The sequence below is a fragment of the Gammaproteobacteria bacterium genome (assembly GCA_028819075.1).
Classification (GTDB): domain Bacteria; phylum Gemmatimonadota; class Gemmatimonadetes; order Longimicrobiales; family Gaopeijiaceae; genus BD2-11.
In genome coordinates this window covers 195,250-221,741 of record JAPPMM010000017.1, presented here as the reverse complement: position 1 = coordinate 221,741, position 26,492 = coordinate 195,250, and the positions used below count along the sequence as shown (strand labels likewise).

General features: G+C 70.5%; 22 protein-coding genes and 1 pseudogene. 1 reads left to right on the top strand and 22 read right to left on the bottom strand.

What is annotated here, in order from left to right; genetic code table 11:
- The first annotated feature begins 167 nt into the window (after positions 1-167).
- Entirely contained in the window at positions 168-731 is a 564-nt protein-coding gene (locus OXU32_03890) for a hypothetical protein (GenBank protein ID MDE0073109.1), read from the top strand.
- Here OXU32_03890 and OXU32_03885 read toward each other — a convergent pair.
- The 22 genes and pseudogenes from OXU32_03885 to accC all read right to left on the bottom strand — a co-directional run bounded on the left by OXU32_03885 (position 629) and on the right by accC (position 26,479).
- Entirely contained in the window at positions 629-1,510 is an 882-nt protein-coding gene (locus OXU32_03885; GenBank protein MDE0073108.1) for a 50S ribosomal protein L11 methyltransferase, read from the bottom strand. The genes OXU32_03890 and OXU32_03885 overlap by 103 nt on opposite strands.
- A 55-nt stretch (positions 1,511-1,565) precedes the next feature.
- On the bottom strand, positions 1,566-2,711 hold the full coding sequence (gene dnaJ, locus OXU32_03880; GenBank protein ID MDE0073107.1) for a molecular chaperone DnaJ: 1,146 nt from the start codon (positions 2,709-2,711) through the stop codon (positions 1,566-1,568).
- Positions 2,712-2,724: 13 nt separating this feature from the next.
- Positions 2,725-3,807, bottom strand: a complete 1,083-nt coding sequence (gene hrcA, locus OXU32_03875; protein MDE0073106.1) for a heat-inducible transcriptional repressor HrcA — start codon at positions 3,805-3,807, stop codon at positions 2,725-2,727.
- Positions 3,804-5,024, bottom strand: coding sequence for a radical SAM family heme chaperone HemW (gene hemW / locus OXU32_03870; protein MDE0073105.1), 1,221 nt, complete (start codon positions 5,022-5,024; stop codon positions 3,804-3,806). Before hemW ends, hrcA begins: the two co-directional genes overlap by 4 nt.
- A 6-nt stretch (positions 5,025-5,030) precedes the next feature.
- Positions 5,031-6,158: a DNA-processing protein DprA gene (dprA, locus tag OXU32_03865; GenBank protein MDE0073104.1), complete on the bottom strand. Its 1,128-nt coding sequence runs from the start codon at positions 6,156-6,158 to the stop codon at positions 5,031-5,033.
- A 5-nt stretch (positions 6,159-6,163) separates the two neighbouring features.
- Positions 6,164-7,156: a GTPase ObgE gene (obgE, locus tag OXU32_03860; protein ID MDE0073103.1), complete on the bottom strand. Its 993-nt coding sequence runs from the start codon at positions 7,154-7,156 to the stop codon at positions 6,164-6,166.
- A 3-nt stretch (positions 7,157-7,159) separates the two neighbouring features.
- Complete coding sequence (locus tag OXU32_03855) at positions 7,160-7,780, bottom strand: carboxymuconolactone decarboxylase family protein (GenBank protein ID MDE0073102.1); 621 nt, start codon at positions 7,778-7,780, stop codon at positions 7,160-7,162.
- 23 nt (positions 7,781-7,803) lie between these two features.
- A complete protein-coding gene (locus tag OXU32_03850) occupies positions 7,804-8,823 on the bottom strand; it encodes an asparaginase (GenBank protein ID MDE0073101.1) in 1,020 nt (339 codons plus the stop codon).
- Between the two features lie 121 nt (positions 8,824-8,944).
- A complete protein-coding gene (locus OXU32_03845) occupies positions 8,945-10,627 on the bottom strand; it encodes a S41 family peptidase (GenBank protein ID MDE0073100.1) in 1,683 nt (560 codons plus the stop codon).
- 168 nt (positions 10,628-10,795) lie between these two features.
- Positions 10,796-11,974 carry an aminotransferase class V-fold PLP-dependent enzyme gene (locus tag OXU32_03840; protein ID MDE0073099.1) on the bottom strand — a complete coding sequence of 393 codons (1,179 nt, stop codon included), beginning with the start codon at positions 11,972-11,974 and terminating at the stop codon, positions 10,796-10,798.
- On the bottom strand, positions 11,971-13,209 hold the full coding sequence (locus tag OXU32_03835) for a dicarboxylate/amino acid:cation symporter (protein MDE0073098.1): 1,239 nt from the start codon (positions 13,207-13,209) through the stop codon (positions 11,971-11,973). Before OXU32_03835 ends, OXU32_03840 begins: the two co-directional genes overlap by 4 nt.
- A 34-nt stretch (positions 13,210-13,243) precedes the next feature.
- A complete protein-coding gene (locus OXU32_03830) occupies positions 13,244-14,863 on the bottom strand; it encodes a hypothetical protein (protein MDE0073097.1) in 1,620 nt (539 codons plus the stop codon).
- A 13-nt stretch (positions 14,864-14,876) separates the two neighbouring features.
- Positions 14,877-15,524, bottom strand: coding sequence for a dTMP kinase (gene tmk / locus OXU32_03825; GenBank protein ID MDE0073096.1), 648 nt, complete (start codon positions 15,522-15,524; stop codon positions 14,877-14,879).
- A gap of 79 nt (positions 15,525-15,603) precedes the next feature.
- Positions 15,604-16,920 carry an inositol-3-phosphate synthase gene (locus OXU32_03820; GenBank protein ID MDE0073095.1) on the bottom strand — a complete coding sequence of 439 codons (1,317 nt, stop codon included), beginning with the start codon at positions 16,918-16,920 and terminating at the stop codon, positions 15,604-15,606.
- A 61-nt stretch (positions 16,921-16,981) separates the two neighbouring features.
- A complete protein-coding gene (locus tag OXU32_03815) occupies positions 16,982-17,341 on the bottom strand; it encodes a YlbF family regulator (GenBank protein ID MDE0073094.1) in 360 nt (119 codons plus the stop codon).
- 11 nt (positions 17,342-17,352) lie between these two features.
- On the bottom strand, positions 17,353-18,282 hold the full coding sequence (gene prmC / locus OXU32_03810; GenBank protein MDE0073093.1) for a peptide chain release factor N(5)-glutamine methyltransferase: 930 nt from the start codon (positions 18,280-18,282) through the stop codon (positions 17,353-17,355).
- Entirely contained in the window at positions 18,279-19,394 is a 1,116-nt protein-coding gene (gene prfA, locus OXU32_03805) for a peptide chain release factor 1 (protein MDE0073092.1), read from the bottom strand. The genes prmC and prfA overlap by 4 nt, the downstream gene beginning before the upstream one ends.
- Positions 19,395-19,673: 279 nt before the next feature.
- Positions 19,674-21,161, bottom strand: a pseudogene (lnt, locus tag OXU32_03800) (apolipoprotein N-acyltransferase).
- A 66-nt stretch (positions 21,162-21,227) separates the two neighbouring features.
- Complete coding sequence (locus OXU32_03795) at positions 21,228-21,926, bottom strand: hypothetical protein (GenBank protein ID MDE0073091.1); 699 nt, start codon at positions 21,924-21,926, stop codon at positions 21,228-21,230.
- 44 nt (positions 21,927-21,970) lie between these two features.
- Positions 21,971-22,639: an outer membrane lipoprotein carrier protein LolA gene (locus OXU32_03790; protein MDE0073090.1), complete on the bottom strand. Its 669-nt coding sequence runs from the start codon at positions 22,637-22,639 to the stop codon at positions 21,971-21,973.
- Positions 22,640-22,720: 81 nt separating this feature from the next.
- Positions 22,721-25,126 carry a DNA translocase FtsK 4TM domain-containing protein gene (locus OXU32_03785; protein ID MDE0073089.1) on the bottom strand — a complete coding sequence of 802 codons (2,406 nt, stop codon included), beginning with the start codon at positions 25,124-25,126 and terminating at the stop codon, positions 22,721-22,723.
- 3 nt (positions 25,127-25,129) lie between these two features.
- On the bottom strand, positions 25,130-26,479 hold the full coding sequence (gene accC / locus OXU32_03780; GenBank protein ID MDE0073088.1) for an acetyl-CoA carboxylase biotin carboxylase subunit: 1,350 nt from the start codon (positions 26,477-26,479) through the stop codon (positions 25,130-25,132).
- Positions 26,480-26,492 lie beyond the last annotated feature (13 nt).

Below are 26,492 nucleotides of genomic sequence, written 5' to 3'. Positions count from 1 at the left end.
GGACAAGAGTTATCGCATATGATCTAAAGCTATGAATATCAATAGCTTATAAAATTAACGCCCATCGAGCCATGGGAGAGCCCGCCTCGAGAGCCTAACCTATCTGGGACTCATTCCCGGGAACCTCCCGGTGACAGCGCGACCTGCTCGAAAGACGGAGGTTCTGGTTGACCGAGATGGCGGACCGGATCGGCCGAGTGATGTCGGAGACCTCGATGATCGCCGCCAGCCTGGACACCCTCTTGCACAGGCTCGGGCGCGACGGCGAGGCGGAACCCGGGGCTCGGGAGGTTGTCGAGGCTGTGCTCCACCACCCCGAGCGCTACCGCCTCCTCGATCCCATGCGGGGAGCGTGGAGCGCCGGCGACCTGCACCAGTCGCCGGGACCCTACGCCGATGCGCTCTCGGAGCAGTATCTCACGCCCTGCCCATGGGTGGTCCTTCTTGAGACCGACGATCGACGTTACATGCACGGCGACCCGCTGGTGCGCTGGAACCACCGAACCCTCGCCTGGCTCGCCCGCAGCCTGGACGTGAAATCACCCTCCGCCGTCAACCGCTGGTTCCGGCTGCTGAGGGAGCATCGGCGCCTGCGGGAGCGGCGCAACGCGGCCGGGCTGCGCTTTGCCTACCCGTCCGCCGGCCCGGGGACGAGGCGGAAGGTCCCTGCCCACCAGCCGTCCTCGGCATCGTCGTCCCGCAGACGGAAACCGAAGGGCGCGGCCTCGTAGGCGAAGTCCCCTGCCTCTTCGGCGAGCAGCCCCGAAACCACCAGCCATCCGCCCGGCGCCAGGGCGCCTGCAAATCCCGGCAGAAGAGCGGTCAGCACCCCGCTCTCGATGTTGGCGGCCACGCCGTCGAGGGGGTGGTGCGCCGCGAGCCAGTCGGGCGAAACCTTCCGTTCGTGGATTTCGACCGCATGCGCGGCCTGGTTGGCGTCCACGTTGACGCGGGCTGCGGCACACGCGAAGGGATCGTTGTCCGCGGCTAGCACGCGAGCGGCGCCGAGCCCGGCCGCGGCTATGGCGAGGATTCCGGTACCCGTGCCCACGTCGGCGATGTCGGTCCCCGGGCGAACCGCGGTGTCGAGCAATCGCAGGGCGCTACGGGTCGAGGCGTGGCGGGCGGTGCCGAACGCCATGCCGGGGTCGAGGGTGATCAGCACGCCTCCGTCCGGCTCGTGGGGGACATCCCAGGTCGGCGCCACGGTGATGCGGCGACTGACCCGCGTGGGCCCAAGTCCCTGCCTCCACGTCTCCGCCCACTCCTCGTGCGGCTGCCAGCGCCAGCTCAGATCGACGGTCCGGCCGGCTGCCCCGTTCAGTTCGCTGCCGAGGGCGGCCAGAAACGCGGGGACGTCGCCGGGGGGCGGGAAATGCGTGACCAGCGTCCCGTCCGCCTGCTCCACCACGGCGCGCGCACCCCTGTGCACGAGTTGCGCGGCCACCACGCCGACCGCGGCGGAGTCGGGTACGCCGGCGACGACGGTGAGCCAGCGGTCGGGTATCACGGAAGGCGCTTCGCCGCTCTCCGGTGCCCGGGCGGATGCATCCACGGGACTGGTGCTACGGGACGAAGGCTTCCTTCACGCGGGCCCAGAACCCCCTCCTCCCGCGCCCCGCATCCTCGGGAACCGGATCCTCCACCTCCCGCAACCGTTCCAGCGCCTCCCGCTGACGACGGTCGAGGTTCTCGGGAGTCCATACGACCACGCGCACAAGCTGGTCGCCCCTCATGCCGCCCTCCAGATCCGGCACACCCAGGCCGCGCATGCGCAACATCTCGCCGGTCTGGACCCCGGCGGGCACCGAAAGGGGCGCGCTGCCCTCGACGGTCGGCACCTCCAGACGATCGCCCAACGCGGCCTGGGTGAAGGTCACGTGAAGCTCGTGGACGAGGTCGTTGCCGTCCCTCCTGAAGTCGGGATGATCCTCCACGGCGATCAGAACGGTGATGTCGCCGCGCGGCCCTCCCCGGGGTCCGGCGTTCCCCTGCCCCCGCAGGGTGATGTAGTTCTCCGAGGAGACGCCCGCCGGGACCTCCACCGTGATGGTGGATTCCTCGCGTACCCTCCCCTCTCCGCGGCATGCGGGGCAGGGATCCTGGATGACCTGTCCCTCCCCGCCGCACCTGCGGCACGGCTGCACGCTCACGAACTGCCCAAAGGGGGAACGCTGGCTGATGCGCTCCTGGCCGGTGCCGCTGCAACCCGGACAGAGCGTCGGTCCGGCACCGCGCGCCCCGGTGGCCCCACAATCCTCGCACGGCTCGAGCAGGCTTACCCGCAAGCGCTTGTCGACCCCGCTCGCGACCTCGACCAGCGTCAGGGGAAGCCGCAGCCGAATGCCCTTCCCTCTCCGGCTGCGCGGGGTGCCCCCGGAACGGCGGCCGAACAGGTCTCCGAAGGTGCCTCCGCTGCCGAAGTCCCGCATGAAGATCTCGATCGCGTCGGAGAAGTCGAAGCCGCCAAAGCCGGCCCCTCCCTGGCCGCGGTTCAGCCCCCGCTCCCCGTACCGGTCGTAGACCTCCCTTTTCTCCGGATTGCTCAGAACCTCGTACGCGCGGGTGACCTCCTTGAAGCGCTCCTCCGCCTCCCGCGAACCCTGATTGCGATCCGGGTGGTGCTGCATCGCCAGACGCCTGTACGCCTTCCGGATCTCCTGCACGTCCGCGCCCCGGGACACCCCCAGGGTCTCGTAGTAGTCTGCCATTCGGACCCCGCGCTCAGCGCAGAATGTCGTTCACGAGTGAAGAAGTGTAGCCCACCAGGCTGATCACCTTTTCGTAGGGCATGCGCGTGGGGCCGATCACCCCCACCACCCCTTTGAGCCCGCCCACATGGTACTCGGCGGTCACGAGCGTGAAGCCGGACAACGCTTCGTCCTGATGCTCCCGGCCGATCGTGATGCGCAGTCCGCCGCTGTGGCGGCGGTTGCTCAGCACGCTCTCCATCAGCTGGTTGCGCTCGGTCAATTCGATAAGGCTCTTGAGCCGCTGGCCGCTGGTGAACTCCGGCTGGCTGGCAAGCACCGAGGTCTGTCCGAAGAGCACCGGCGATTCGCCGGCTTCCGGCCAGTCCAGCAGCGACTGGGCGGACTCCATGAAGATATTCAGCAGCTCGGTGGCGGTATCGCTCTCCGTGCCCGGATCGCGCAGGCGTTCGGGCAGCGACTCCCTCAGGTCCGCGAAGGTGAGCCCGGCGAGACGCTCGTTGAGGATGACCGTGAGGGTCACCAGGGTATCCCGCGGAATCTCCAGTGGAAGATCGACGTAGACCGTGCGAACCAGTCCGTTGCGCACGGTGGCCACCATGAGCGCCTTGTGCGAGGACAGCCGGATGAGTTCGATCTTCTCGAGTACCGCCGAGTCCAGGCTCGGCACCAGCCCCAGGCCCAGCTCGTGGCTGATCAGGCTGAGGGCGCGGGTGGTTCGCCGTACCAGGCGCTCGATCGGGGAGGCGGCATCCGGGTCGAGTTCTTCCTCGATGCGGTCGCGCTCCGCGTTGGTCAGCGGCGCGGGGCGGATGAGGCGGTCGACGAAGTACCGGTACGCAGTGTCGGTCGGCACCCGGCCGGCGGACGTGTGCGGCCGGGCCAGGAAACCCTTCGACTCCAGCTCCGCCATGGTGTTGCGGATGGTGGCGGACGACACCCCCAGCTTCCAGCGCCGGTTCACCGAATGACTGCCTACCGGGCCGGCCGTATCCACGTAGGTGCGCACCACGGCCTCCAGAACCTGTCGTTCTCGAGGCGTCAGCTCCTCGCGGACGACGATGCGCTCGCGCAATCGCCCTGTCCGCATCGTCATTCCCCGTTCCTTCGATTCGTCACTGCTTCGTCCAATTCGATGGCGAGAGCGTCGAGCAACAGCCAGCCTTCGACGGTAAGGCGAAGTCTGCCGGCTTCGGCCCGGGCCCAATCCCACCGCATCCATCGCTCCGTCACGGCCGCCGCCCGCGCGGGAATCGACGCGAGGGAAACGCCCCTGCGTGCGCGGAGTCCCAGCCAGATCCGTTCCAGGCGCAGCTCGGCCCGGTCCAGCAGCTCGTGTCCCGCGATCGCGGAGTCCCCCTTCGCGACCGATGTACTGTATTCCTTCCAGTCACGCAGGTTCCAGCGGCGCAAGGGCTTGCGAAAGCTGTGCGCCCCATTCCCCAGACCCAGGTAGGGACGGCCCGACCAGTACACTTCGTTGTGGCGCGACTCCCGGCCCGGCATGGCGAAACTGCTGACCTCGTAGTGAAGGTAGCCCGCGCCGGTGAGCCGTTCCACTGCCGCCAGATACTCGTCGCGGTACCGACCCTCGGAGGCGACCCGCTCGCGCCCGTCGGCCACGGCACGCCCCAGGGGCGTACGCGGCTCCACGGTCAGCCCGTAGAGACTCATGTGTTCGACGCCAAGGTCGAGCAGGCGTTCGAGGTCGTCGTCCCAGTCCCGCGCCAGGTGCCCCGGGAGGCCGAAGATAAGATCCGCGCTCACATTTCCGAAGCCGGCCCGCCGGGCGTTGCGCACCGCCTCCGCGGCGCCTGCGGAGCCGTGCAGGCGTCCCATCCAGCGCAGCGAGGCCTCGTGGAAGCTCTGTACGCCCAGGCTGACGCGATTCACGCCCGCCTCTCGCCAGGCTCGCGCAATGCCGGGAGTGAAGCTCTCCGGGTTCGCTTCCGCCGTCCACTCCAGGAAGGGGTGGCTCAGAAGGCGCGGACCGAAAACGGATGCGAGTCCGTCCATGGCGCCGGTACCCAGGAGGGACGGCGTGCCTCCGCCGACGTAGAGGGTATCGAGGGGTTCCGGGAATGAGAACAGTTCCTCGCGCAGGATCTGGTCCCATTCCCGGGAGATCGCCCGCAGCCAGGCGTCGTCTCCGCCCTCGCGGTCGACCGTTACGGCGAAGTCGCAGTAGGAGCAGCGGCGCGCGCAGAAGGGCGCGTGCACGTAGACGGATGATGTCGCGCCATCCCGCGAAGACGGCGCTTCCCGGGTTTGCTTCCCGCACCGGGTGCCGGCAGCACTGGGCACTTCGTCCATGGGCCGTCAGGTAAGGGATCTGGCAAAGCGCAGCCCGGGCGCTCGCCGCACCCATCCTTGAACCTCCATGACCGACAGGATCGCCGCCGCGGTGGCGATATCCAGGCGGGCCCTTCGGGCCAGGAGGTCGATGTGGTCGGGCTCCGCCTCCAGCGCGTCCCACAGGGCCCGCTGGCGGGCGTCCATTCCAGAGGGGATCCGGTCGCGGGAGCGCGCCTCCGGCAATGCGTCCGCGAGGCCGGTTCCGAAGAGCACGTCGTGGGCGCTCGTAACCAGTCCGGCTCCGTCGCGGATCAGGGCGTTGGCTCCCTCGCTCCGGGGACGGCCGACCGTTCCCGGAACCGCAAACACGTCGCGGCCGAGTTCCAGGGCGTGCTCGACGGTGATCAAAGCGCCGCTCCTCCTGGCGGCCTCGACGACCACCACCGCCTTCGACAGACCGGCAATCAACCGGTTGCGCCGGGGGAAGTGGTGCGGCAGAGGCGCCTCGCCGGGAAGAAACTCGGAGACCACCAGACCTCTCTCGAGGATGTCCCGGAAGAGCCGGCGGTGGTAGGGCGGATAGGCTACGTCGGGGCCGCACCCGAGCACCGCGATGGTGCCTCCACCGGCGGCCAGCGCTCCCCGATGCGCGGCGCCGTCGATTCCCAGCGCCAGCCCGCTCACGACCGCCACTCCCGCCCGGGCCAGCCCCTCCCCCATGCTGCGCGCCATGCCGCGCCCGTACTCGCTGGCCTTGCGCGACCCCACCACGGCCACGGCCGGAGGGTGCAGCAGGGACGGATCTCCGCGCAGAAAGAGAAGCGGCGGTGGATGGTGCAGGTGCTTCAGCCGCTCGGGAAACCCGGACAAGCGGTATCCGGTCGCCAACGCCCCTGCCCGCCGCGCGATGGCGAGCACCTCCTCGAGCGGGCGCGTGATTTTGCGCGCGTCGCGCGCCCGGCGAGCCTTCAGCGGCAGCTTCTTCTTGTCTGCGGAGAACGCCTTGCGGGCGGAACCGAACTTGTCGATGAGTTGCCGCAGGGTCACCGCCCCGAGTCCCTCGTGGAGAGTCCAGTGAATCCGGGTGATGACCTCGTCGTCCATGACATCGAGCGGCGCCTCCGCCACGGGGACGGTCGATGCGTCGGGCACGACGGTCACCTCGGCCGGGTTCGCCGCCAGAGCGCTTCGCACAGTTCGTCGAGACCTCGGCGGGTCACCGCCGATACCGCAAAGCACCCCCAGGCGTCGGGGGCTTCAATGCGGGGCGCCGGCTCGCCGGGATCCACCAGGTCCATCTTGGACACCACAAGGCAATGCTCCCTTGCGGCCAGCGCGCGGGAGTGGCTCCGCAGCTCGGAGCGCAGGCGCCCGTACTCCGCCTGGGGATCGCTCGAGTCGGCCGGAATCAGGTAGACCAGCGTGCGCGTGCGCTCGACGTGGCGCAGAAAGCGCAGCCCCAGCCCCTTCCCCTCGTGGGCACCCTCGATGATGCCCGGGATGTCGGCCAGCACGAAGGATCGGAAGTCGGGCAGGTGAACCACCCCCAGGCTGGGGACGAGCGTGGTAAAGGGATAGTCCGCCACCTTCGGCCGGGCCGCCGAAACGCTCGAGAGCAGGGTCGACTTGCCGGCGTTGGGTTCACCGACCAGGCCGACATCCGCGATCAGCCTGAGCTCGAGTTCGATGCGCCGCGCCTCTCCCTCCGCGCCGGGCTCCCATCGCGTCGGGGCCTGGTTGCGCGACGAGGCGAAGCGGGTGTTGCCCCGCCCCCCCCGCCCCCCCCGGGCGACCACCACCCGGTCGTGGGCCGCGAGCAGTTCCCCCATGAGTTCCGAGGTGCCGGCGTCCCGCACGGTGGTGCCCGGCGGGACGGACACCACCCGGTCCGCGCCGCTGCGGCCGGTGCGGTTGTTGCCCCCTCCGTGCTGCCCCCTCTCCGCCCTGTAGTGACGCCGGTAGCTGAAGTCGAGCAGGGTCGACAGCTGAGGATCCGTGACCAGCACCACATCCCCCCCGCGGCCGCCGTCTCCCCCGGAGGGCCCCCCGCGCGGCGTACCCTTCTCGCGCCGGAACGCCTCGGCCCCCGATCCGCCGGTTCCCGCGGCGACCTCGATGACGGCGCGGTCGACGAAGATCCCCTCCCCCATCTGCTACCCTTCCCCGCGGCGGGACAGCACCCGGCGCAACGTGGCGCGCGCGGCCTCGCTTCGCGCGTCGTCCATGAAGCGGGCAGCCACTGCCAGGGTCTCCGCCAGCGCAGCCGCCGACGCTCCCAGGTTGAGCCCCCCGCGCAGGTGCGAATAGAGCTGCGGACCCGCGTCGGCCACGGCGAGCAGGGCCGCGATGCAGTACTCCCGGGCGAGCGGGGCCAGCCCGGGGCGGGCGAGCACCTTCCCGTAGCCTTCCACCACCATCCACCGCTCCATGTCCGGGTGCAGGCTCCGGACGCTGTCGCGCAGCTCGCGGTACTGCGTGGAGTAGACGCGCCGGCAGAGCGCCGCGCCCCGGCGCGCCCAACCCGGCCAGTCGTCGGGGCTGGCCTCCGCGGGTGGTGCCGGGCCGACCTCCCGCCACGCGGCAAGCGCGGCCAGCGCGGCCGGATACCCCACGAACAGATAGCTCTGCAACAGCGCCTCCTCCACCTCGGTCGCGTCGGCAGTGCGTGCCGCCTCCGCCAGCGCGGCGCGGAGGGCGTCCTCGCGTCCCGCAGCCAGTGCGGCGCTCACCCTCACCAGCGACCGCTCCGCCGGGGTGAGCGCCGGCGCGCGCACGATCCCATCCCCAGGCGTACCGCTCACCGATCCACTTCAACCCGGAACGCGTTCTCGATCCGTCCCACATCCACCCCCAGGGTATTGAGCACCTCCACGCGCCCCCGGGCAAGCGCCGCGATGTCGTCCGCGTCCGCCACGCCCAGATCCGACAGCACCCCGACAAGCGCAACGTCGCTCGCGCGCCGGGCCCCGTCTTCCACCTTGAGAGCGAAGCCCAGGCCGCGCCCGCGCACGCCTCCGCAGTACACGCCCTCGGCGCCCGTCTTGACGAACACCCGTCCACCCAGCCGTTCCATGACCGCCGTACAGACACGACCCGTGCCCGCGACCGCGAACGGATGCCCCGTCATCGCGCCCACGATGCGCGCCGCGGGTTCTCCCGCATCCGCCGCCGCCGTGAGACGCGCGAAGGACGCCGCCATGTCCGCCAGCGGGAGCGCGAAGGTCACCACGCCGCATCCGTCGGTGCCGGTCACGAGTTCCGATGCGGCCACCCCCGTCCAGCGCGCGATCTCGGCGCGCATGCGCTGCTGCACGGGATGGCCGGGCTCGAGGTATCCCTCGGGAGGCCAGCCGTTGGCCACCGCCAGCGCGAGCATCCCCGCGTGTTTTCCCGAACAGTTGTTGTGCACGGCGCCCAGGCGAACGCCCCGTGCCCACAGCTCGCGCGCCCGTTCCGGCCGCAGAGACGGGTGCGGCCCGCACTCCAGCGCGCGCTCGTCCAGTCCCGCCCTGGCCAGCATGCTTCGGGCCAGAGCCAGGTGTCCGCGTTCGGCGTTGTGGGACGCGCAACACAGCGCCAGCTCCTCTTCCGTGAAACCGAACCTTTCAAGGACGCCGTCCTCCACCAGCGGAAGCGCCTGGAAGGGCTTCGCGGCCGACCGATAGAACGCCACGCGCCCCGCGTCGCCACAACCGCCGATCAGCCGCCCGCGGGCATCGGCTACCGCCACATGCACCCGATGCACAGACTCGACGGCACCAGAGCGCGTAACCCGGACGCACGGCCCGCGGCCAGCCCGGCGCGCCGGTGCACTCATATCCCGGCTCACGAAAGCTGCGGACGCCGTGCGCGACTCGCACGAGAAAGGAACACCGTTTCTCCGGGCGATGGAATGGCGGGATGAGCCGGCCGCCGTCCGGGGGCCGGCGGACGCGTCCTCAGCGGGATCCCGCGCCCGGCGAACCGTCTCCGGCGATGCCGCCTGGCGCTTGAACGGCGCTGTTCGCGAGCGACTTCTCGGCGGCCACCAGATCGAACAGGTCCTGCTGCGACCGCGCGCGCGCCAGCAACTCGACGGCGCGCGCCAGCGGCGGATCGGCGGTCATCAGGCGCAGAAACTCGCCTTCCCGGCCCGCGCGCCTGCGGGCGATCTCGCGCTCCAGCTGGAACCGCAGATAGCGTTCCGCACGCTCAAGCGTGGCGGCCTCGGCGTCGATCCCCCGATCGGCAAGGTGCTGCCGGAAGCGCGCGAGGTCGGCGTCCTCGACCGCGGAGCCCGGAGGGGCGTCCGGCCGCTCCTGAATGTAAAGGACGGCGAACTCGAACACGGCGCTGCTGAAGCCGCGCGCGTGCCGGTCCAGGCGAAGCACCGCCGCCTCTTCGTCGTCGGTCAGGGTATCGGGAAGGACATGGAGATCCGGAGTGATGCCGCCGCCACCGAGGACGCGTCGCCCCCCCAGAGACCGGTACGGCTGCCGGTCCTCGCCGTCCGACCGCTGAACCCACTCCCCCGACAGGGTCAGCACGACATCCTCGAAGGCCGATTCGTCACCCGCCCGGGCCTTCTGAATCGAGCGCCCCGACGGCGTGTACCAGCGCGCCGTCGTCAGCTTGAGAACGTTGCCCCCGCTCAGCCGGTAGAGCGTCTGCACCAACCCCTTTCCGAATGAGGTCGCCCCCAGGACGAGGGCCCGGTCGTGATCCTGAAGCGCGCCGGCGACGATCTCCGAGGCGCTCGCGCTGCGTCCATTGATCAGAATCACCAGGGGAAGCCCCGGGAAGGATTCCCCCTGCCCGGTGCGCAGCACCGAGTTCTGGCTCCTCGTGCGGCCACGCGTCTCCGCGACCGTCAGGTCCTCGTCGAGGAAGAGGTCGGCAAGCGCGACGCCCTGATCCAGCAATCCGCCCGGGTTTCCGCGCAGATCCAGGATCATCCGGGTGGCCCCGTCCGCCATCAGGGCTCGGGTGGCCGCCTCGAGTTCGTCGCGGGCGTTTTCGCTGAACACCCGCAGGGGAACGTATCCCACGCCGTCCTGAAAGAGATGGGTGAACGGCACCGAGAGGATCTGAACCGTGGCTCGCTCCAGCGTGTACGGAATGAGCTCCTCGATCCCCGGGCGCCCGATCCTGACGTCCACCTCCGTGCCCGGCCTGCCGCGCAGCGACATCGCCGCCCGATCCGGGTTCCAGCCCTGCGCGGATTCGCCCTCGACCTCCACGATGCGATCCCCCGCGCGGATGCCCGCCCGCTCCCCCGGGGTGCCCGGCAGGGCGCTCATCACCGTGATCCAGTCTCCCTGGCGCACGATCTCCAGCCCCACCCCGGCGTACTCACCTTCGGTATCGATGCGGAGGTTGTCCCATTCGTAGGCGCTCAGGAACTCCGAGTTGGGATCGTCGAGTTCCTCTATGACGGCGTCGATGGCGGTGCCGTAGAGCGCATTCAGCTCGACCGGGTCCACGAAGTCCTCCGCCACCCGGTCAAGCACCTCTTCCAGGAGACGCGCCTGGAAGTAGACGTTGCGATCCTGCGCGATACCCTGCTGGAGGAACCAGCCGCCACACAGCAGGGCCGCTGCCAGAATGAGGCCCGGAGCAAGCAGTGAGCGGGAGAATCGCATGGGTTTCACGACTCCGCTGAAGGCGGGCTTCGATCTTCCCGCGTGGCTGGTTCACGCGCGGGAACCGCAGTTCCCGGCGTCGGGTCTCCTCCATTGGACGGAACCGGGAGCTGTCCGGTTGCTAACCCCGCCCGCGCCGAAGGTTTCCGGACCGGCGCGCCTGGCGCGTCACCGGTCCTCGATCCACCCGCGGGCGCTGGTCAGGACACGCTCCACGTCCGAGTCATCGTTGTAGACACCCACCGAGAAGCGCAACACTCCGCTACGGATGGCGAGGCGGACGCCATCGGTGTTCAGGCGCGCATGGAGGGCGTTCATCGCCGGATCGTCCGCCGTATAGTGGCGCCCGCCGCCGCTCGCGCCGACCGTCACGATGTGCGCCCGGCGAGGCGACGACGCCCCTCCCACCACGGGCAGTCCGAGCTCGGCGAAGCCCGCGGCCAGCCGGCCCGCCACGCGGCAGACATGCGTCTCAACCGTCTCGACCGTCCACCGGCGGATCAGCCCGAGCGCCGCGCGCGCCGCCACCGCGCCCAGATAGTTGTAGTTGCCGACATCGAAGCGCATGGCGCCCGGACGATAGCGAAGCTCGTCGGCGGAGAAGGCGGTCTCGTGGGCGCCGTCCAGCTCGATGCCGTAACGGGCCACGTGACCCGGGATCAGGTCGTCGGCCACCTCCCGGCGCACGTACAGAAACCCGAACCCGTAGAGCGACAGCAGGCACTTCTGGGTCGCCACCGCGAGGGCGTCGATCCCCGGGCGGCGCACATCCGTGACCGCCGCCCCCACCGACTGGGCCGCGTCGACGAGCGTGAGCGCCCCCACCTCCCGCGCCGCCGCCGCAACCGGCTCCATGTCGGTGACGAAACCTGGGGCGAAGGAGATGCTCGGGACCGTCACCAGGCGCGTGCGCCCGTCCATGGCCGCCACCATCGCCTCCACCGGCACCTCCCCGTCCACCGGCGCCACCGGGCGCACCTCCACCCCCCGCGTGCGTCGCAGGTTGTACCACAGGTAGATGTTGTTGGGATGCTCGAGTTCGGGGCAAAAGACGACGTTGTCCCCCGCTCGCCACGGCAGGCTGGCGGCGAAGAGGTTGAGCCCGTCGGAGACGTTCTTGGTGATCGCGATCTCCTCGGGGTCGGCCCCGACCAGGGAGGCGAAGCCGGAGCGGGCCTCTTCGACCACCGCCCGCAGCTCGTCCTTATCGCCCCCGTCGCACATGCGCGTCTCCAGGTGGGCGGCGGCGGCGTTCCGCACCGGCTCCGCCAGCAGGCAGCGCGCGGCGATGTCGAAATACGCCCGGCGCCCCGCGCCCGGAAAGAGTGCGCGCACCGCGGGGTTCACGAGCCCGCCCCGGAGACCGCGGGCTCGGTCCCGCCCGCGGCCCGCCCCGCCACCAGCGCCGTCCCGACCATGTCCCCCATGATGTTCAACGTCGTGTTTCCCATGTCGACCAGCCGGTAAATGCCCCCCACCATGGCCGCGATTTCGATCGGCAGGCTGAACGCCTGCACGTAGACCAGGGCCACCACGAAACCGCCGCCCGGGATCCCGCCCGAACCCTGCGCGAGCAGGAGCCCGATCGGCAGGATGGCGAGCAGCGCCTCCGGCCCGAACTCCACCCCCGCCGCCTGGGCGGTGAACACCAGCACCGCCCCGAGCATAACCGCGGTGCCGTCCTTGTTGAGTTGCGCGCCCAGCGGCAGCGTGAAGCTGTAGATTCGGCGCGGCATGCCCAGTTTCTCCGCCTTCTCCAGACCGACCGAGAGGGAAGCCAGGCTGGAGGAGGTTGCCGCCGTGGTCGCCCATAGCGGACCGGTATCGCTCAGGAAGCGCCGGGGACGCTGCGCGGTCAGGAAGCGGAGCACGAGCATGTACCCGCAGAAGAGGATCGCCTGCGCGCCCCACACCCCCGTCAGGAAGCGCGCCAGGCCGCCGAGCAGCTCGGCGCCGTAGCGGCCGGCGGTCACCGCCATCAGCGCGCCGATCCCCAGCGGCGCCAGCACGAGCACCAGGTCCACCAGGCGGCGGAAGAGGTCGGCCAGGTCGCGGTAGGCCGCCTCCAGCCGCGCGCGCGCGCCGCCTCCGAGCATCAGGGTGGCCATCCCGATCGCGAGCGAGGCCACCACCACCTGCACGATGTTCCCCTCCGCAAAGGCCTGGAAGAGGTTGACCGGGATCATGTCCAGCAGGACATCCGCGAGCGAGGGAACCGCGCCCACGGCCTCGTCCACCGGAGTGGTCAGCTCCATCCCGGCGCCGGGCCGCAGGAGCGTCATCGCCCCCATTCCCGCGCACAGCGCCACGAGGTCGGTGGCGACGAACCAGGCCAGGATCTTCGCGGCCAGCCGGCCGAACGCGCCCACGCCCGAATGGGCCGCCAGCCCGGCCAGCAGGTTGAAGCAGACCAGCGGCACCGCCGCCAGCACCAGCAACCGGATGAACAGGTCGCCGACCGGCTGGAGCACGGCGGCCCGCTCGCCCAGGATGGCGCCGACCACGATCCCCACCGCCATGCCGGCGAAGATGAGCGCGCCGGGTCCGAAACGGCGGCGTCCCGTTTCCGACGGCCGACTCATGCCCGGTGAACCCGGCGCCCCGGGCCCGGGCCCTTCAGTTCCAGGATTCGGCAAGCGCCAGCGCCCGGTCGAGCAGGATCCCGTAGTAGTCGGCCACGTTGTCCGCCGTGAGCGGAATCCACTCGTCGACCTCCACCGGGTTGCCTTCGAGAATCTCGCCGTTGGGCCGCAGCGTGTGGCCGATATTCCACATGAAGCCGACCAGCGGCTGTCCGCCGGGCTCGAGAGTCAGGGTCTCCTCCCACTCCCAGGTGTTGGAGTAGCCGCCGGGGGGCAGGCCCACCACCGGCCCAAGCCCGTTGTCCGAGATGATGGAGACGAACTGATCCAGGTGCGACCCCCCGCTCGGCCCGGAGATGATCGCGATCGCCCCGCGGAAGTGCACCGGCGCGGGTTCGAGGATCCCGTCCGAGTCGCGCGGGGCGTGCGCGCTCTTGAAGGGCACCGCGTTCGAGTAGGCGTCGCCGCGCGCCAGGGCGGGCGCCACGTCCGTCTCCAGCCAGTCGAGCAGCCAGGTGCCGTCGTCGATCACCTCCGGAACCCCGGAGTCCATCGCGCCCTCCTCGGCGGCTTCGGCCCGCTTTTCGTCGATGAAGGGCTGGATGACGTCGCTCAGGCGCAGGTTGCCGAAGGTGGTCCTGAAGGCGCGCGGCTGCAGGCGCTGCATGGCGTAGGGTCCGAGCGAGCCGCCGCGGCTGCGGGTGACGTCCATCACCAGGGTGTGGTCCAGGAGGTCGTTGGCGGCGGCGTACTCGACCAGGCGGTCGACGTCGGGGACCATGGTCTCCCGGAACCCGTACCACACCAGGACCACGTGTCCGGCCGGGGCCACGGGCACCAGGAAGTCGTAGGTAGGAGTGCTGAGCACGTTGCGGGTGCCGGGATAGCGCGGCTCGGAGAGGCCGGACCACGCCAACTCCGCGGGTTCGTGCCAGGGGAACCGGTACTCCGCCTCGGCCCCGTCGCCGCCGGCCACCACCAGCGTGAGCTGTTCCGGGCGCAGCGCGGGCGGGAAGATGGCGCTGGAGACGGTCATCGCCTCGGCCAGCTTCCAGCGCAGCCCGGCCTCGGTGGAGTGGGGCACATAGACCGCGGCCGCGTCGTGCCACGCCTGCACCGGCATGCCGTTCACTTCGAGCACCCGGCTGCCGACGGGTGGCCCGTCGACTCCTTCCGCGATCTCCCCCACGAAGTAGGCGAGCGCCCCGCTCCCGTAATCGGGGAACACCCTGACGCCCGCCTGGCGGGGCTCGGGGGCGTCCCCTCTGCTTACCTCGACGCCGGCGCTGTCGGGCAGCTCCAGGCCGCCGGGCACCAGAATGACATCGAGGTGGCGGTCGCGGCGCGCGGCGCTGAGCGCCGCCAGCGCGTAGTAGAGCTCCTCCTCGCCGTCGGCGGCGACGACGCGGTCGCGCAGGGCGCGCATCGCTTCGAGCGGATCCAGCCCCAGCGCCTCGTTCTTCACCGGCGAGAAGGCCTCGCGGGCCTCCGTGCGGGCGAGAATGCTCTCGAACAGGGCGGCACGCATGCTCTCGTCGCCGACGCGCCCTGGAGCGGACCCGGAGCCCCCGGCACCGGACTCGGCACAGCCGGCGGCGAGGAGTGCGGCAAGGGACAGCGCGACCATCGACGGAGTCGGTGGGAAGGTCCTCATATGTCTCTCCGATTCAATTCCCCCGGGGACCGAACACGTCGGGCAGGCGGCGCCTCAGACAACCGAGGACGCGCTCCTGGACCCGAAGGGACGAACCCAGACCGCTGACCAGCTCCATGCGCTCCCCGGCCTCGGCCAGCTCAAGATACCCGTCTCTCACCGCGCGCAGAAAGTCGGCGCCCGCGCGCTCGATGCGATCCTCGCTGCCTCCGGCGGCCCGGCGCCGAGCCACGCCCTCCTCAACCGGCACGTCGAGCACCAGGTAGAGATCCGGCCGCAGGTCTCCGGTCGCAACCTCCATCGCGGCACGCACGCGCGCGAGTTCCAGGCCGCGGCCGTATCCCTGGTAGGCCAGCGTGGAGAGGTCGAAGCGATCCGCAACGACCACGTCGCCGCGCGCCAGCGCGGGACGCACCACCTCGCGCACGAACGCCGCGCGTGCCGCCAGGATCAGCAGCAGCTCCGATTCCGCGGGCATCTCCAGATCCGTTCTCCCCAGCACCACCTCGCGAATGGCTTCACCCACCCCCGTGGACCCCGGTTCGCGCGCCAGGGTGCAGGGCACGCCCCGGTCCCGAAGCCACCGGGCCAGGAGCGCCGCCTGCGTGGACTTGCCCGCACCCTCCCCGCCCTCCAGCACCACGAAGCACCCCTTCGGCATCGAGCCTTCTCCGACCTACTACCGGTAGTGGGTGGCCCACGACGGGTAGTGGGCACCCCGGTTCGCCGCGGACGGCCCGCTACTCGTAGTACTCAACGCCCAGATGGGTGATCTGCTCCTCCCCCGCGAGCCAGCGCAGCGTGTTCTTCAGCTTCCAGTGCTGGATGAAGATGTCGTGTTCCGGATACAGGCCGGGCGCCGTCTGAGGGCTCTTGAAGTAGAAGGAGAGCCACTCCTGGATGCCGCCCAGCCCCGAGCGCGAGGCCAGATCGAGGAAGAGCGCGAGGTCCAGGACGATGGGCGCGGCCAGGATGGAGTCGCGGCACAGGAAGTCGATCTTGATCTGCATCGGATATCCCAGCCAGCCGAAGATATCGATGTTGTCCCAGCCTTCCTTGTTGTCGCCGCGGGGCGGATAGTAGTTGATGCGCACCTTGTGGTAGATGTCGCCGTAAAGCTCGGGGTACATCTGCGGCTGCAGGATGTGCTCGAGCACCCCGAGTTTGGAGACCTCCTTGGTCTTGAACGATTCCGGGTCGTCGAGCACCTCTCCGTCCCGGTTGCCCAGGATGTTGGTGCTGAACCAGCCCGAAAGGCCGATCATGCGCGCCTTGAAGCCCGGCGCCAGGATGGTCTTCATGAGGGTCTGGCCGGTCTTGAAATCCTTGCCCGCGATGGGAACCGAGCGCTCGCGCGCCAGATCCTCGAGCGCCTCGAAGTCGGCCGACAGGTTGGGGGCGCCGTTGGCGTAGGGCACGCCCTCCTTGAGAGCGGCCCAAGCGTAGAGCTGGCTGGGCGCGATGTCGGGATGGTTCTCGTCCATGCCCTTCTCGAAGGCGGCCAGCGAGGCGTGCACTTCGCCCGGGCGCACGTACACCTCGGTCGAGCCGCACCATACCATGACCGCGCGATCGCATCCGTGCTGCGCCTTGAAGGCGCGGATGTCCGCGCGCAGCTGCTCCGCGAGGTCGCGCTTGCTGGCGCCCTTCTTCGTGTTGGGACCGTCCAGCTTCTTTACGTATCCGGTGTCGAAGACCGCGGGCATGGGTTCGATGCCGGCCAGGAAGTCCCTGATCGGGTCGAGATGGCGTTCACGGTGCAGCACGCCGGCCCGCACGGAGCTTTCGTAGCCGTTGTCGGGAATCGGGTCCCAGGCGCCGAAGACCAGATCGTCCAGCTCCGCCAGCGGCACCAGCTCCCTGATGAGCGGCGTTCGTCCCTCGGTGCGCTTTCCGAGTCGGATGGTATTCATCTGGGTGAGGCTTCCCGTGGGCTCGGCCATGCCCCTGCGAATTGCCTCCACTCCGGCGACGAAGGTGGTGGCCACGGCGCCGAAACCCGGAAGCAGCACCCCGAGCCGGCCGCTGGCCGGCGGAATCCGTTGTGGTTTTCTCACTGATCGAGCCCCCTGCCTGGGGTGAGCGTCGCCTTCCGTCCCGGCCACAGCTGGCGGGCGGTCAGGAACTGATGATGATGCGCGATTTCGCGCCTTCCTCGATGGCCTTCGAGATGCCCTCGTTCACACGGCCCAGCACCCGGTCGAAGTTGGCCTGGGCCGCAACCAGCCCCTGGTACGCCGGACTCGCCTGCAGGCGCCCGAACGCCTTTTCGTATTCCTCGGCCACTTCGGGCGCGGGCTCCTCGCCGGCGCGCACGCTCCGGGCCACGCTCTCCTCCAGCTTCGCCAGCTCGCTTCGCAGGGTCGCCAGCTCGCGATCGTCATCGGCGCGCCGCGCGGCACGTTGCAGATCCTGATACTGAGCGGTCCGGCCCAGGGCCAGACCCAGTTCGCGCGCCATCTCCTCGATCGCCGCCATTCAGCCTCCCGTTATCGGTCCTCGTTCCGGTGCCGGTGTGCCAGCACCATCCGTTCGCGGCCCGCAAGGTCGGGGATGACGCGCACCCGGGCGAAGGCGCCCGTTTCGTCGATCCGGCGCGCTGCCCGAGCCGCCTGATCGGCGCCCACCTCCAGCGCCAGCAGACCCGCGGGCGCCAGATGCCGCGGCGCACCGGCGATCAGCGGTTCCAGCACCTGCATGCCGTCGGCACCCGCGTCCAGCGCCCGTCGGGGCTCCCAGTCCCGCACCTCCGGCTCCAGGCCCTCCAGTTCGGCACTGGGGATGTAGGGAGGGTTGGACACGATCACGTCGAAGCGCTCGTCGCGTCCGAGGGGCTCGTACAGCGATCCCGCCCTGAACTCCAGCGGAGCCCCGTCATGGTATTGCCCATGGTTGAGCGAAGCCACCTCGAGCGCGTCGCGGCTCAGGTCGGTGGCCACGATGCCGGCGAAGTCGCCTTCCGTGGCGAGGGCCAGGGCCAGAGCACCGCAGCCGGTTCCCAGGTCGAGCGCCCGGAGGCCGGCGCCCGCGCGCCCCGCGGCCCAGGCCAGCACCTCTCCCGCGAGCAGTTCCGTTTCCGAACGAGGAACGAGAACCCGACGGTCCACGGCGAGGTCCATCTTCCGGAAAGCCGCCCTGCCCAGGATGTACTGGAGCGGCTCCCGGCGGGCGCGGCGCAGGAGCCGCGGCTTGAAGGCGGCGAGTTCGGATGCCTCAAGCGGCCGGTCATGCTGCAGGTAGAGCTCGAGGCGCGGCACCCCGAGCGTGTCGGCCAGCAGGTGCTCGGCGTCCAGCCGCGCCCCAGGCACCCCCTTCTCGTCCAGGTAGTGCGCGCTCCAGAGGATCAGGTTCAGGACAGTCCACGGTTCTTCCCTTCCCGGTACGCGACCGGAGGGCCGCTCGAGCGAGAGCGTGCTCACCGGTCCTCCAGGCGCTCGTGCCGCTCGGCCAGGTGAAGCGCTTCCAGAAGCTCGTCCAGTTCGCCGTGAAGTATCGATTCCAGGCGGTGCAGGGTGAGCCCGATACGATGATCCGTCACCCGGTTCTGGGGAAAGTTGTAGGTGCGGATCTTGGCAGATCGGTCTCCCGATCCGATCTGCGACTTGCGCTCCCGCGAGCGTTCCGCCGCGCGCTCGGCGATCTCGCGGTCGAGAAGACGACTGCGCAGCACCTTCATGGCCCTGGCCTTGTTCTTGTGCTGCGACTTCTCGTCCTGGCAGGTCACCACCAGGCCGCTGGGCTCGTGGGTGATGCGCACGGCCGAGTCGGTGGTGTTCACCGACTGTCCGCCCGGACCGGACGAGCGGAACACGTCGATGCGCAAGTGCGCCGGATCGATTTCGATGTCCACCGGCTCCGCCTCCGGCAACACCGCGACCGACGCCGCGGACGTGTGAATGCGGCCCTGGCTCTCGGTGACCGGAACCCGCTGCACCCGGTGCACCCCCGATTCGTAGCGCAGCGCGCCGTACGCTCCGCGGCCGCTCACCGTGAAGACGGCTTCCTTGATGGCGCCGGGGATGCCCTCGGAGAGGCTGAGGAGCTCGATGCTCCAGTTCCGGCGCTCCGCCAGGCGCTGATACATGCGCATCACCTCGGCCGCGAACAGCCCCGCTTCGTCGCCGCCGGTCCCGGCCCGCACCTCGACGACCGCGGCGCGGTCGTCCATGGGATCGCGGGGGAGGACCAGTTCCCAGGCCTGCCTCGCCAGTTCCTCGAGCCGGGCTTCCAGCTCCTCGACCTCCATGCGCGCGAGTTCCCGCACCTCCGCGTCGTCCGGATCGTCCGTGAGGTCGCGCGCCGCCTCCAGCTGCTCCAGGACGCTCTCGATCTCGCGGGAGATGCGGGCGACCGGGTCCACCTCGGCGCGCCGGCGGCTGAGGACGCGCAGGCGCGCGGGGTCGCGCGCCACCTCCGGTTCGGCCAGTTCCGCGTCCAGTGCGCGCAGGCGTTCCTCCGCCCCCTCAAGGCGCTTGCGCACCTGGTCGAGGCGGTCCAGGGGTCTGTCCAGAATCGTCGTTCCGTGCGCCATGCGCAGCGATGTCCGGGTCGTCCCTTCGGGATGAGTCAGGGCCCTGCCGGGCCGCCGGGAACAACGAGCGGCCGGCCGGGATCGGGAGCCCGTAGTATAGATTTGGCCCGAAGGGCGTTCAATGGCCGGTTTCGGGCGCGCGGGCCATCGTCCCGGTCGGCTGCGGACGGCGGGGCCGGCGAAGAGGAGCAGCAGGAGCAGTGCGGCCACGGCCCCCGGCCCCGCCACGTCCCCGACGCGCACGTACCATGTGGGCCCGGCCACCGCATCCACCCGGGCGACCGCCACGGCCGCGCCCGGGCCCTGGACACGCACGCGCACCCTCCCGGTGGGCTCGACGAAGCCCGCGGGGCCGAGGTTGGCCGAGCGCACCACCCCGGTGCGGGTCTCGATGGCGCGCATGACCAGGTGGGCCTCGTGCTGCGCGACCGCGAAGGCGCCCGCGTCCGCGAACCAGGCGTCGTTGGTGATGTTGAGCAGCACGCCGGCCCCCGCGCGGCGGAGCGCCCTGGCGGCGCCGGCGAACGCGGCCTCGTAGCAGATGAGCGCGCCCACGTCATGGAGACCGGCCTCCAGTACCGTCCATTCGGCGCCCGCGCGCAGCGGACTCTCCCCGGCGGCCATCGGGAACAGGCCCGCCAGCGGCATCCGCTCGACCCACGGCACCAGGCGGCGCTTGTCGTAGGGGTCGGCCAGCAGCCCGGCCGGCCCGGCCAGGGCGGCCGAGTTGTACCGCCCCGCCCCCGCCTCTTCCGTGCGCACCATGCCGAACAGGACGGGCGCCCCCAGCCGCCGCGACAGATCCGTCAGCCCTTCGACCGCTTCCGGCTGTTCCAGCCCGTCCCGGAAGGTGCCCTCCGGGAGCACCACCAGGGAGGGCGCGGGCGCTTCGGCGACGGGCGCCGCGAGCAGCGCGTCAACCTCGGCGAGCGCCTCCAGGTCGGTCGCCGTCTCGCCCGGCTGCGCGCGCAATGTGGTGCGCACGGTGGCGACCACCGGCCCAGGCCGCAGATCGAGGTGACGGGCGCGCCACACTCCCCAGGCGGCGGGGACGGCCGCCACGACCAGAGCGACCGCCAGCCACGGGCGGGCCGGCCCGATTCCACCCCGCAACCATCGCGCCAACCGAGGCCGCGAACGCCCGGACACGCCCTTCCGCGTCGCCGTTCGCGGTCGCCCGGTGGCCGCCGACCTGCCCCTGCCGGTCACCACGGCCTCGGCAACCAGACCGTTTACAAGCGCCAGCCAGAACGTCACTCCGCGCGCTCCGGCCAGCTCGGCGATCCCGACCGCCTCCGGGTATCCCGTGAGCGACGTCCCCAGCCCCAGCCACGGATAGGCCAGCGTCCCCGGGGCGTGGGCGATCCCCCACTCCACGGCCGTCCAGACAAGGGGCAGCGCGAGCCAGAACGGAACGCGGCCGCCACGCCCGAGGAGGGCGAGCATCCAGCACGCCAGCGCCTGTGACAGCGCCAGCAGCATCACGGCCGTGGCGTAGACCAGCGGGGCCGTAGCGGTCAGCCGCGCCAGCGCCGGGATCATCCAGTGCAGCAGCAGACCGTAGTGCAGCACCCCGAACACGAAGCCGATGCGCGCGGCCCGACGGGGCGTGCGCGCCTCCCGAACCGCGACCGACAGCGGGACCAGCGCCAGCAGGGAAGGCGCGATCAGGTGAAACGGGGGATAGGCGGCGAAGAGCAGGAGGGCGGAGGCCGACGCCAGCCGCCATTCCCGCGCATCCAGGCCGATGAGGGCCCCGACCCACATCATCCCCGCTCTTGCCGGCCGGGGATCAGCCACGGTGCGCACGCCCGCAGCCCCTCGCAACTCGCCTCAGCGAGGCTCCATCTCCCCGGGAGCCGTGCCACCGAACATGAGCTGGAGCCCGCCCCGGACGTTGAAGTAGCGCAGGTCGTCGGTCACCTCGTAGCGGCCGTGCCAATAGAGCCGGGACCATGACCAGAGCGGATACTCGAGCCCCAGATGCACGTTCACTCCCGGGCGCGCCGTGTCCAGAAGATCCTCGATGAACGTGTCGTCGACCGCCTCGCCCTGTCCGTCGAGAACGTGCACCGAGGCGCCCAGCCCGAGAAAGCTGAGCCATCCGAAGGGAATGTTCCAGACGACGTGGGCGTCGACACCCACCACCAGATCGCTCCACGTGATCCTGCCGAGATCCACCTCGGGTCCGGCTTCGGATCCGGACGGCCCCACCTCCCGGGCGATCAGCTGCCCGAGCCGCGTCTCAAGGCGGGATACCTCCTCGGCCTCGAGCTCCGACGACCAGTACGTGACCGAAGGCGCAATACGGAGCCCGGGACCCAGGTACCCGAGGTCGAGCCGCGCGCCCAGGCTCCGTATCTCCCCGCGCACCCCGTGGATCCTGTACCCGGGAAGGTAGCCGGCCTCGAAGCCGATGCCCCGCAGGCTCAGATGTTCGTAGTCGAAGTCCGCGAGGTCCTGGGCGGCCGCGCGCGTAGCCATGCCGGACGTGGCCACGAGGGCCATCAGGACCATCGCAGCGCCCCTCATCCGTTCCTTCCCGCGATCACTCTCCCCCGTCCGGCGCCAGGCCCTCATCGCGTGATGACCTGGACCCCCCGGGGCGGCGTGAAGTGGAAGACCTCGCTCCCCAGCTGGGGGTTCGGCTCGAATCCGGCCAGCCGCACCTCGCGCAGGTTGCCGTTTTCCTCCTCGATCTCGGTACGCCGGATGAACCACGTCCCCTCATCGATCCACACCCGCGCCTCGCGATAGGCGGACGGCCGGCGCGGTATCAGCCGGATGACGTGGGTGGGGGCGCCGTCGAGTTGCTCGCTGCGCAGATACGCGGGGGCGTAGCGGGTCCCCGGATCCGAGAGGAATTCGCGGTGGAAGTCGAAGCCGCCCCGTCCCCCGGAGGTCAAGGGCGAGCGAATGACCTGGCCGGCGTCGCCGCTCGGAAAGTAGACCCACAGCCACTCCCCGTCGGCGACCACCAGGTCGCCTTCGGGATCGGTGAAGCGCATGGAGAAGCGGTCCGGCTGCTGCTGGCACATGCGCCCCCGGGAGCGCGTCACCTGGTTCAGAAGCGGCGAGGTCAGGGTCTGCCGGAAGTCGGCGCAGAACCCCGTCAATCCGGAATACTCCGCGGAAGCCCGCTCGAGAATCGCCAACGGGTCCGCGGTCTCCTGCATGGCGAGGGCGGCACCCGGATCGGCGGCCGCGCACAACATCGCCAGAACGACGAAGCACGTGTTTTTCATGGCACGCCATACCCGCAGGCGAGCGCCCCCGTTCCGGCCCGGCGCGCAGTCGGGCGGCCCCCGCGGCCCCTTGGCGGACGGCTAGCGCAACGCCTCGATCTCGTCGAGACCCATGAGCACTTCACGCGGCTTCGAGCCATCCGGCGGACCCAGCACGCCCGCCTCGTGCAGCTGGTCCACCACGCGCGCCGCGCGGCCGTAACCGATGCGCAGCTTCCGCTGCAGCAGTGAGGTCGAGCCCTGGTTCTGCCGGACGCACACCTCTGCAGCCGCGAAGAACAGGTCGTCGCGCTCCACCGGGCCGTCCTCCTCTTCTGCGTCGCCCTCGCCTTCCCGGTTGCGCACCACGGCCAGGATGTCCTCCTCCCCGGCGAAGTCGGGCATTTCGCCCGCATCTTCCCAGTGGCGCACCAGCTGCCGGAACCAGCCCGTGAGCCGGTTCGTGTCCGATCCCGGCACGTACGCGCCCTGAATGCGCACGGGCTCGCTCTGGCCGGGCGGCAGGAACAGCATGTCGCCGTTGCCCAGCAGCGCGTCCGCGCCGTTCTGGTCCAGGATGGTGCGCGAATCGGTCTTCGAGGCGACCCGGAAGGCGATGCGGCATGGGAAGTTCGCCTTGATGAGCCCGGTGATCACGTTCACGCTGGGCCGCTGGGTCGCCACCATCAGATGGATGCCGATGGCGCGCGCCTTCTGGGCGAGCATGGTCAGGGGGCGTTCGACTTCGCCCTGGACGGTCATCATCAGATCGGCGAGCTCGTCGACGATCACCACCACGAAGGGGAGGATGCCCTCGTCCCAGGCTTCCTCCCCGGGTTCCTCGCCGGGCGCGGGCGGTCGCGGCGGATGGCGCAGGGGCTTCCCGTCGCGCACCATCCGGTTGAACTCCCCCAGCGAGCGCGCCTGGTTCGCCGAGAGCAGCGCGTACCGGCGCTCCATCTCCATCACCGCCCATTTCAGGACGCTCGCCGCGTCGGAGGGATCGGTCACCACCGGATGACGCAGGTGGGGCAGATCGGCGTACACCGACAGCTCGACCATCTTGGGATCGACCATCAGCAGGCGAAGCGACTCCGGGGAGTGGGAGTACACCAGGCTGGTGATGAAGGCGTTCAGGCAGACCGACTTCCCCGATCCGGTGGCGCCCGCGATGAGCACATGGGGCATGCGCGCCAGGTCGGAAACGTAGGGGCGCCCGGTCAGGTCCTTGCCCAGGGCGAGGGGCAGCGCGGCCTTCGACGACCGGAAGGCGGGAGACTCGAGGATGTCTCGCAGATAGACGATTTCCGGCTCGGGATTGGGGATCTCCACGCCGACCGCGCCCTTGCCGGGGATCGGGGCGACGATGCGGATGCTCCTCGCCTTCATCGCCAGCGCGAGGTCGGCCTCCAGGTTGGCGATGCGGTTGACCTTGACCCCCGGCGCGGGCACCACCTCGAACTGGGTCACGACGGGCCCGGTGGTGCGGCCGCCGATTCGGCTCTGCACGCCGAACGAGCGAAGCTTCTCCACCAGCACCTCGCCCAGCTGCGAGAGCTTCAGTTCCATGCGGAAGGGATCCTTCGGCTCCGGGGCGTCCAGCAGGTCGATCGACGGCAACGCCCCTCCGGTCGGCTCTTCCGGCGCCGGCTCGCCCGCAGCCTCCGCAGACGCGGGGCCCTCCGTACCAGTGCCGGCCGACTCCGTGTCCGGTGCCTGCGGCAGTTCCGGCAGCGCGTGGCCGGCCGGGTCGGGCGCCGCGGCCGCATCCCCCAGCTCCTCCACAACCCCGTCCAGCACTTCCGCGACATCCTCGGGAATGCCCCGCTCCGTCCCCCGCCGGGCTGTCCCGCGGTCGTCCCCGTCCTTTCGCGGTCCCGGCCGCAGCAGGCGAGCCAACCTTCCGCGCAGATCGATCGCGGACCATGCCGACCTGAGCGCGCGTCCCAGCCAGCGGAGCGGGTTCCAGTCGAGGGTGGCCACCAGGAGCCCGACCAGGAAGCCCGCGAGCAGCAACGTCGTCCCCAGCCAGCCGATGACCGAGCTGAGCCCCCCGGCCAGGGTCGCCCCCAGCCATCCCGCACCGCCGGCGCTCCCCAGCAGCGAGGCCACGCAGGACGCGACCACGGCCAGGCCGGCCGTCAGGATCGCCGCCCGCACGGTGGTGCGGGTGGTCGTCCACGCGCCCGCGCGCAGCCCCCCCAGCGTCAGCAGGACCGGGAGCGCGAACGCCGCCGCGCCCAGCGCCCCGGTTGCCGCTTCCCGGAACCGCGCACCCAGCAGGCCGATCGCGTTCCCCGAAGGAAACCACGCCTGGGCGCGCGCGCCCAGAACCGATACCGGGAAGAGCGCCAGAAGCAGGAACAGCGCCAGGACCACCAGGGACAGAGCCAGGATGTCGGACTTCTGACTCCTGGACAGAAAAGCGCCCTCTTCCCTGTCCCGCGCGCGCCCACGGCCCGCAGGCGCCTTCCTGCCTGCTCGTCCCGGCTTCCTGCGCGCCGCCACCGCCTACGCCGCCTCGCTCATCAGGCGGTCCACCAGGCTGGTGTCGACCGCTCCCTCCACAAAGCGCCGGTCCCGCAGGATGCGCGAGAGGAAACTCAGGGTGGTGGGCACGCCGCCCACCACGAAGTTGTCCAGGCTGTGGCGGGCCCGGTCGATCGCCTCCCGGCGGGTGGCCGCGCTGACGATGACCTTGGCCAGCAGTGAATCGTAGTACCGCGGGACCGTGTAGCCGGCGTAGACGTGCGTGTCGAGGCGAATCCCGGGGCCCGCGGGCGGATGGAAGACATCGATCGTTCCCGGCGCGGGCATGAAGTCCCGGTCCGGATCCTCGGCATTGATCCGGAACTCGATGGCGTGCCCACGATGACTGGCAGGCTCGGGCGGAAACGACAGCGGGACTCCGAACGCCACCCGGATCTGCTCCTTCACCAGATCCAGGCCGGTCGTCACCTCCGTCACCGGATGCTCCACCTGGATGCGGGTATTCATCTCGATGAAGTAGAACGCCCCCGAGGGATCCAGCAGAAACTCCACCGTGCCCGCGCCGGCGTATTCTATGCCCGCGGCCCCCCGCACGGCGGCGCGGCCCATCTCCTCGCGCAATTCGGGCGACAGTCCGTACGCGGGCGCCTCCTCGATCAGCTTCTGGTGGCGGCGCTGCACGGAGCAGTCCCGCTCGCCCAGATGCACCACGCGGCCATGCCTGTCCCCGAAGACCTGAATCTCCACATGGCGCGGCCGCTCGATGAGCTTCTCCAGGTAGACCGAGGAATCCCCGAACGCCGCCTGCGCCTCCATCCGGGTGGAACCGAAGACCCGTTCCAGCTCGCCGCCGTCGCGCGCGATGCGCATCCCCTTGCCGCCGCCGCCCGCCGCGGCCTTGACCATCACCGGGTACGCGATCTCGTCCGCGAGCCGAAGGGCTTCGCGCACGCTGCTGAGCGCCCCCTCCGAACCCGGCACCGTGGGCACCCCGATCTCCATCATCGTCTCGCGCGCCACGACCTTGTCGCCCATGGCCCGAATCTGGTCCGCGGTCGGGCCGATGAAAGTGATGCCGGAGGCGTCGCAGATCTCGGAGAATTCCGCGTTCTCCGCAAGCAGCCCGTAGCCGGGATGGATCGCTTCCGCGCCCGTGATCTCCGCCGCGGCGATGATCCGCGGGATGTTCAGATAGCTCTCCGCCACCGACGGCGGTCCGATGCAGACCGCCTCATCCGCGAAGCGCACGTGCAGCGAGTCCCGGTCCGCCTCCGAGAAGACCGCCACGGCCTCGACGCCCAACTCGTGGCACGCGCGAATGATGCGGAGCGCGATCTCGCCCCGATTGGCGATCAGTACCTTAGCGAACACCCGTGAAGCTCCC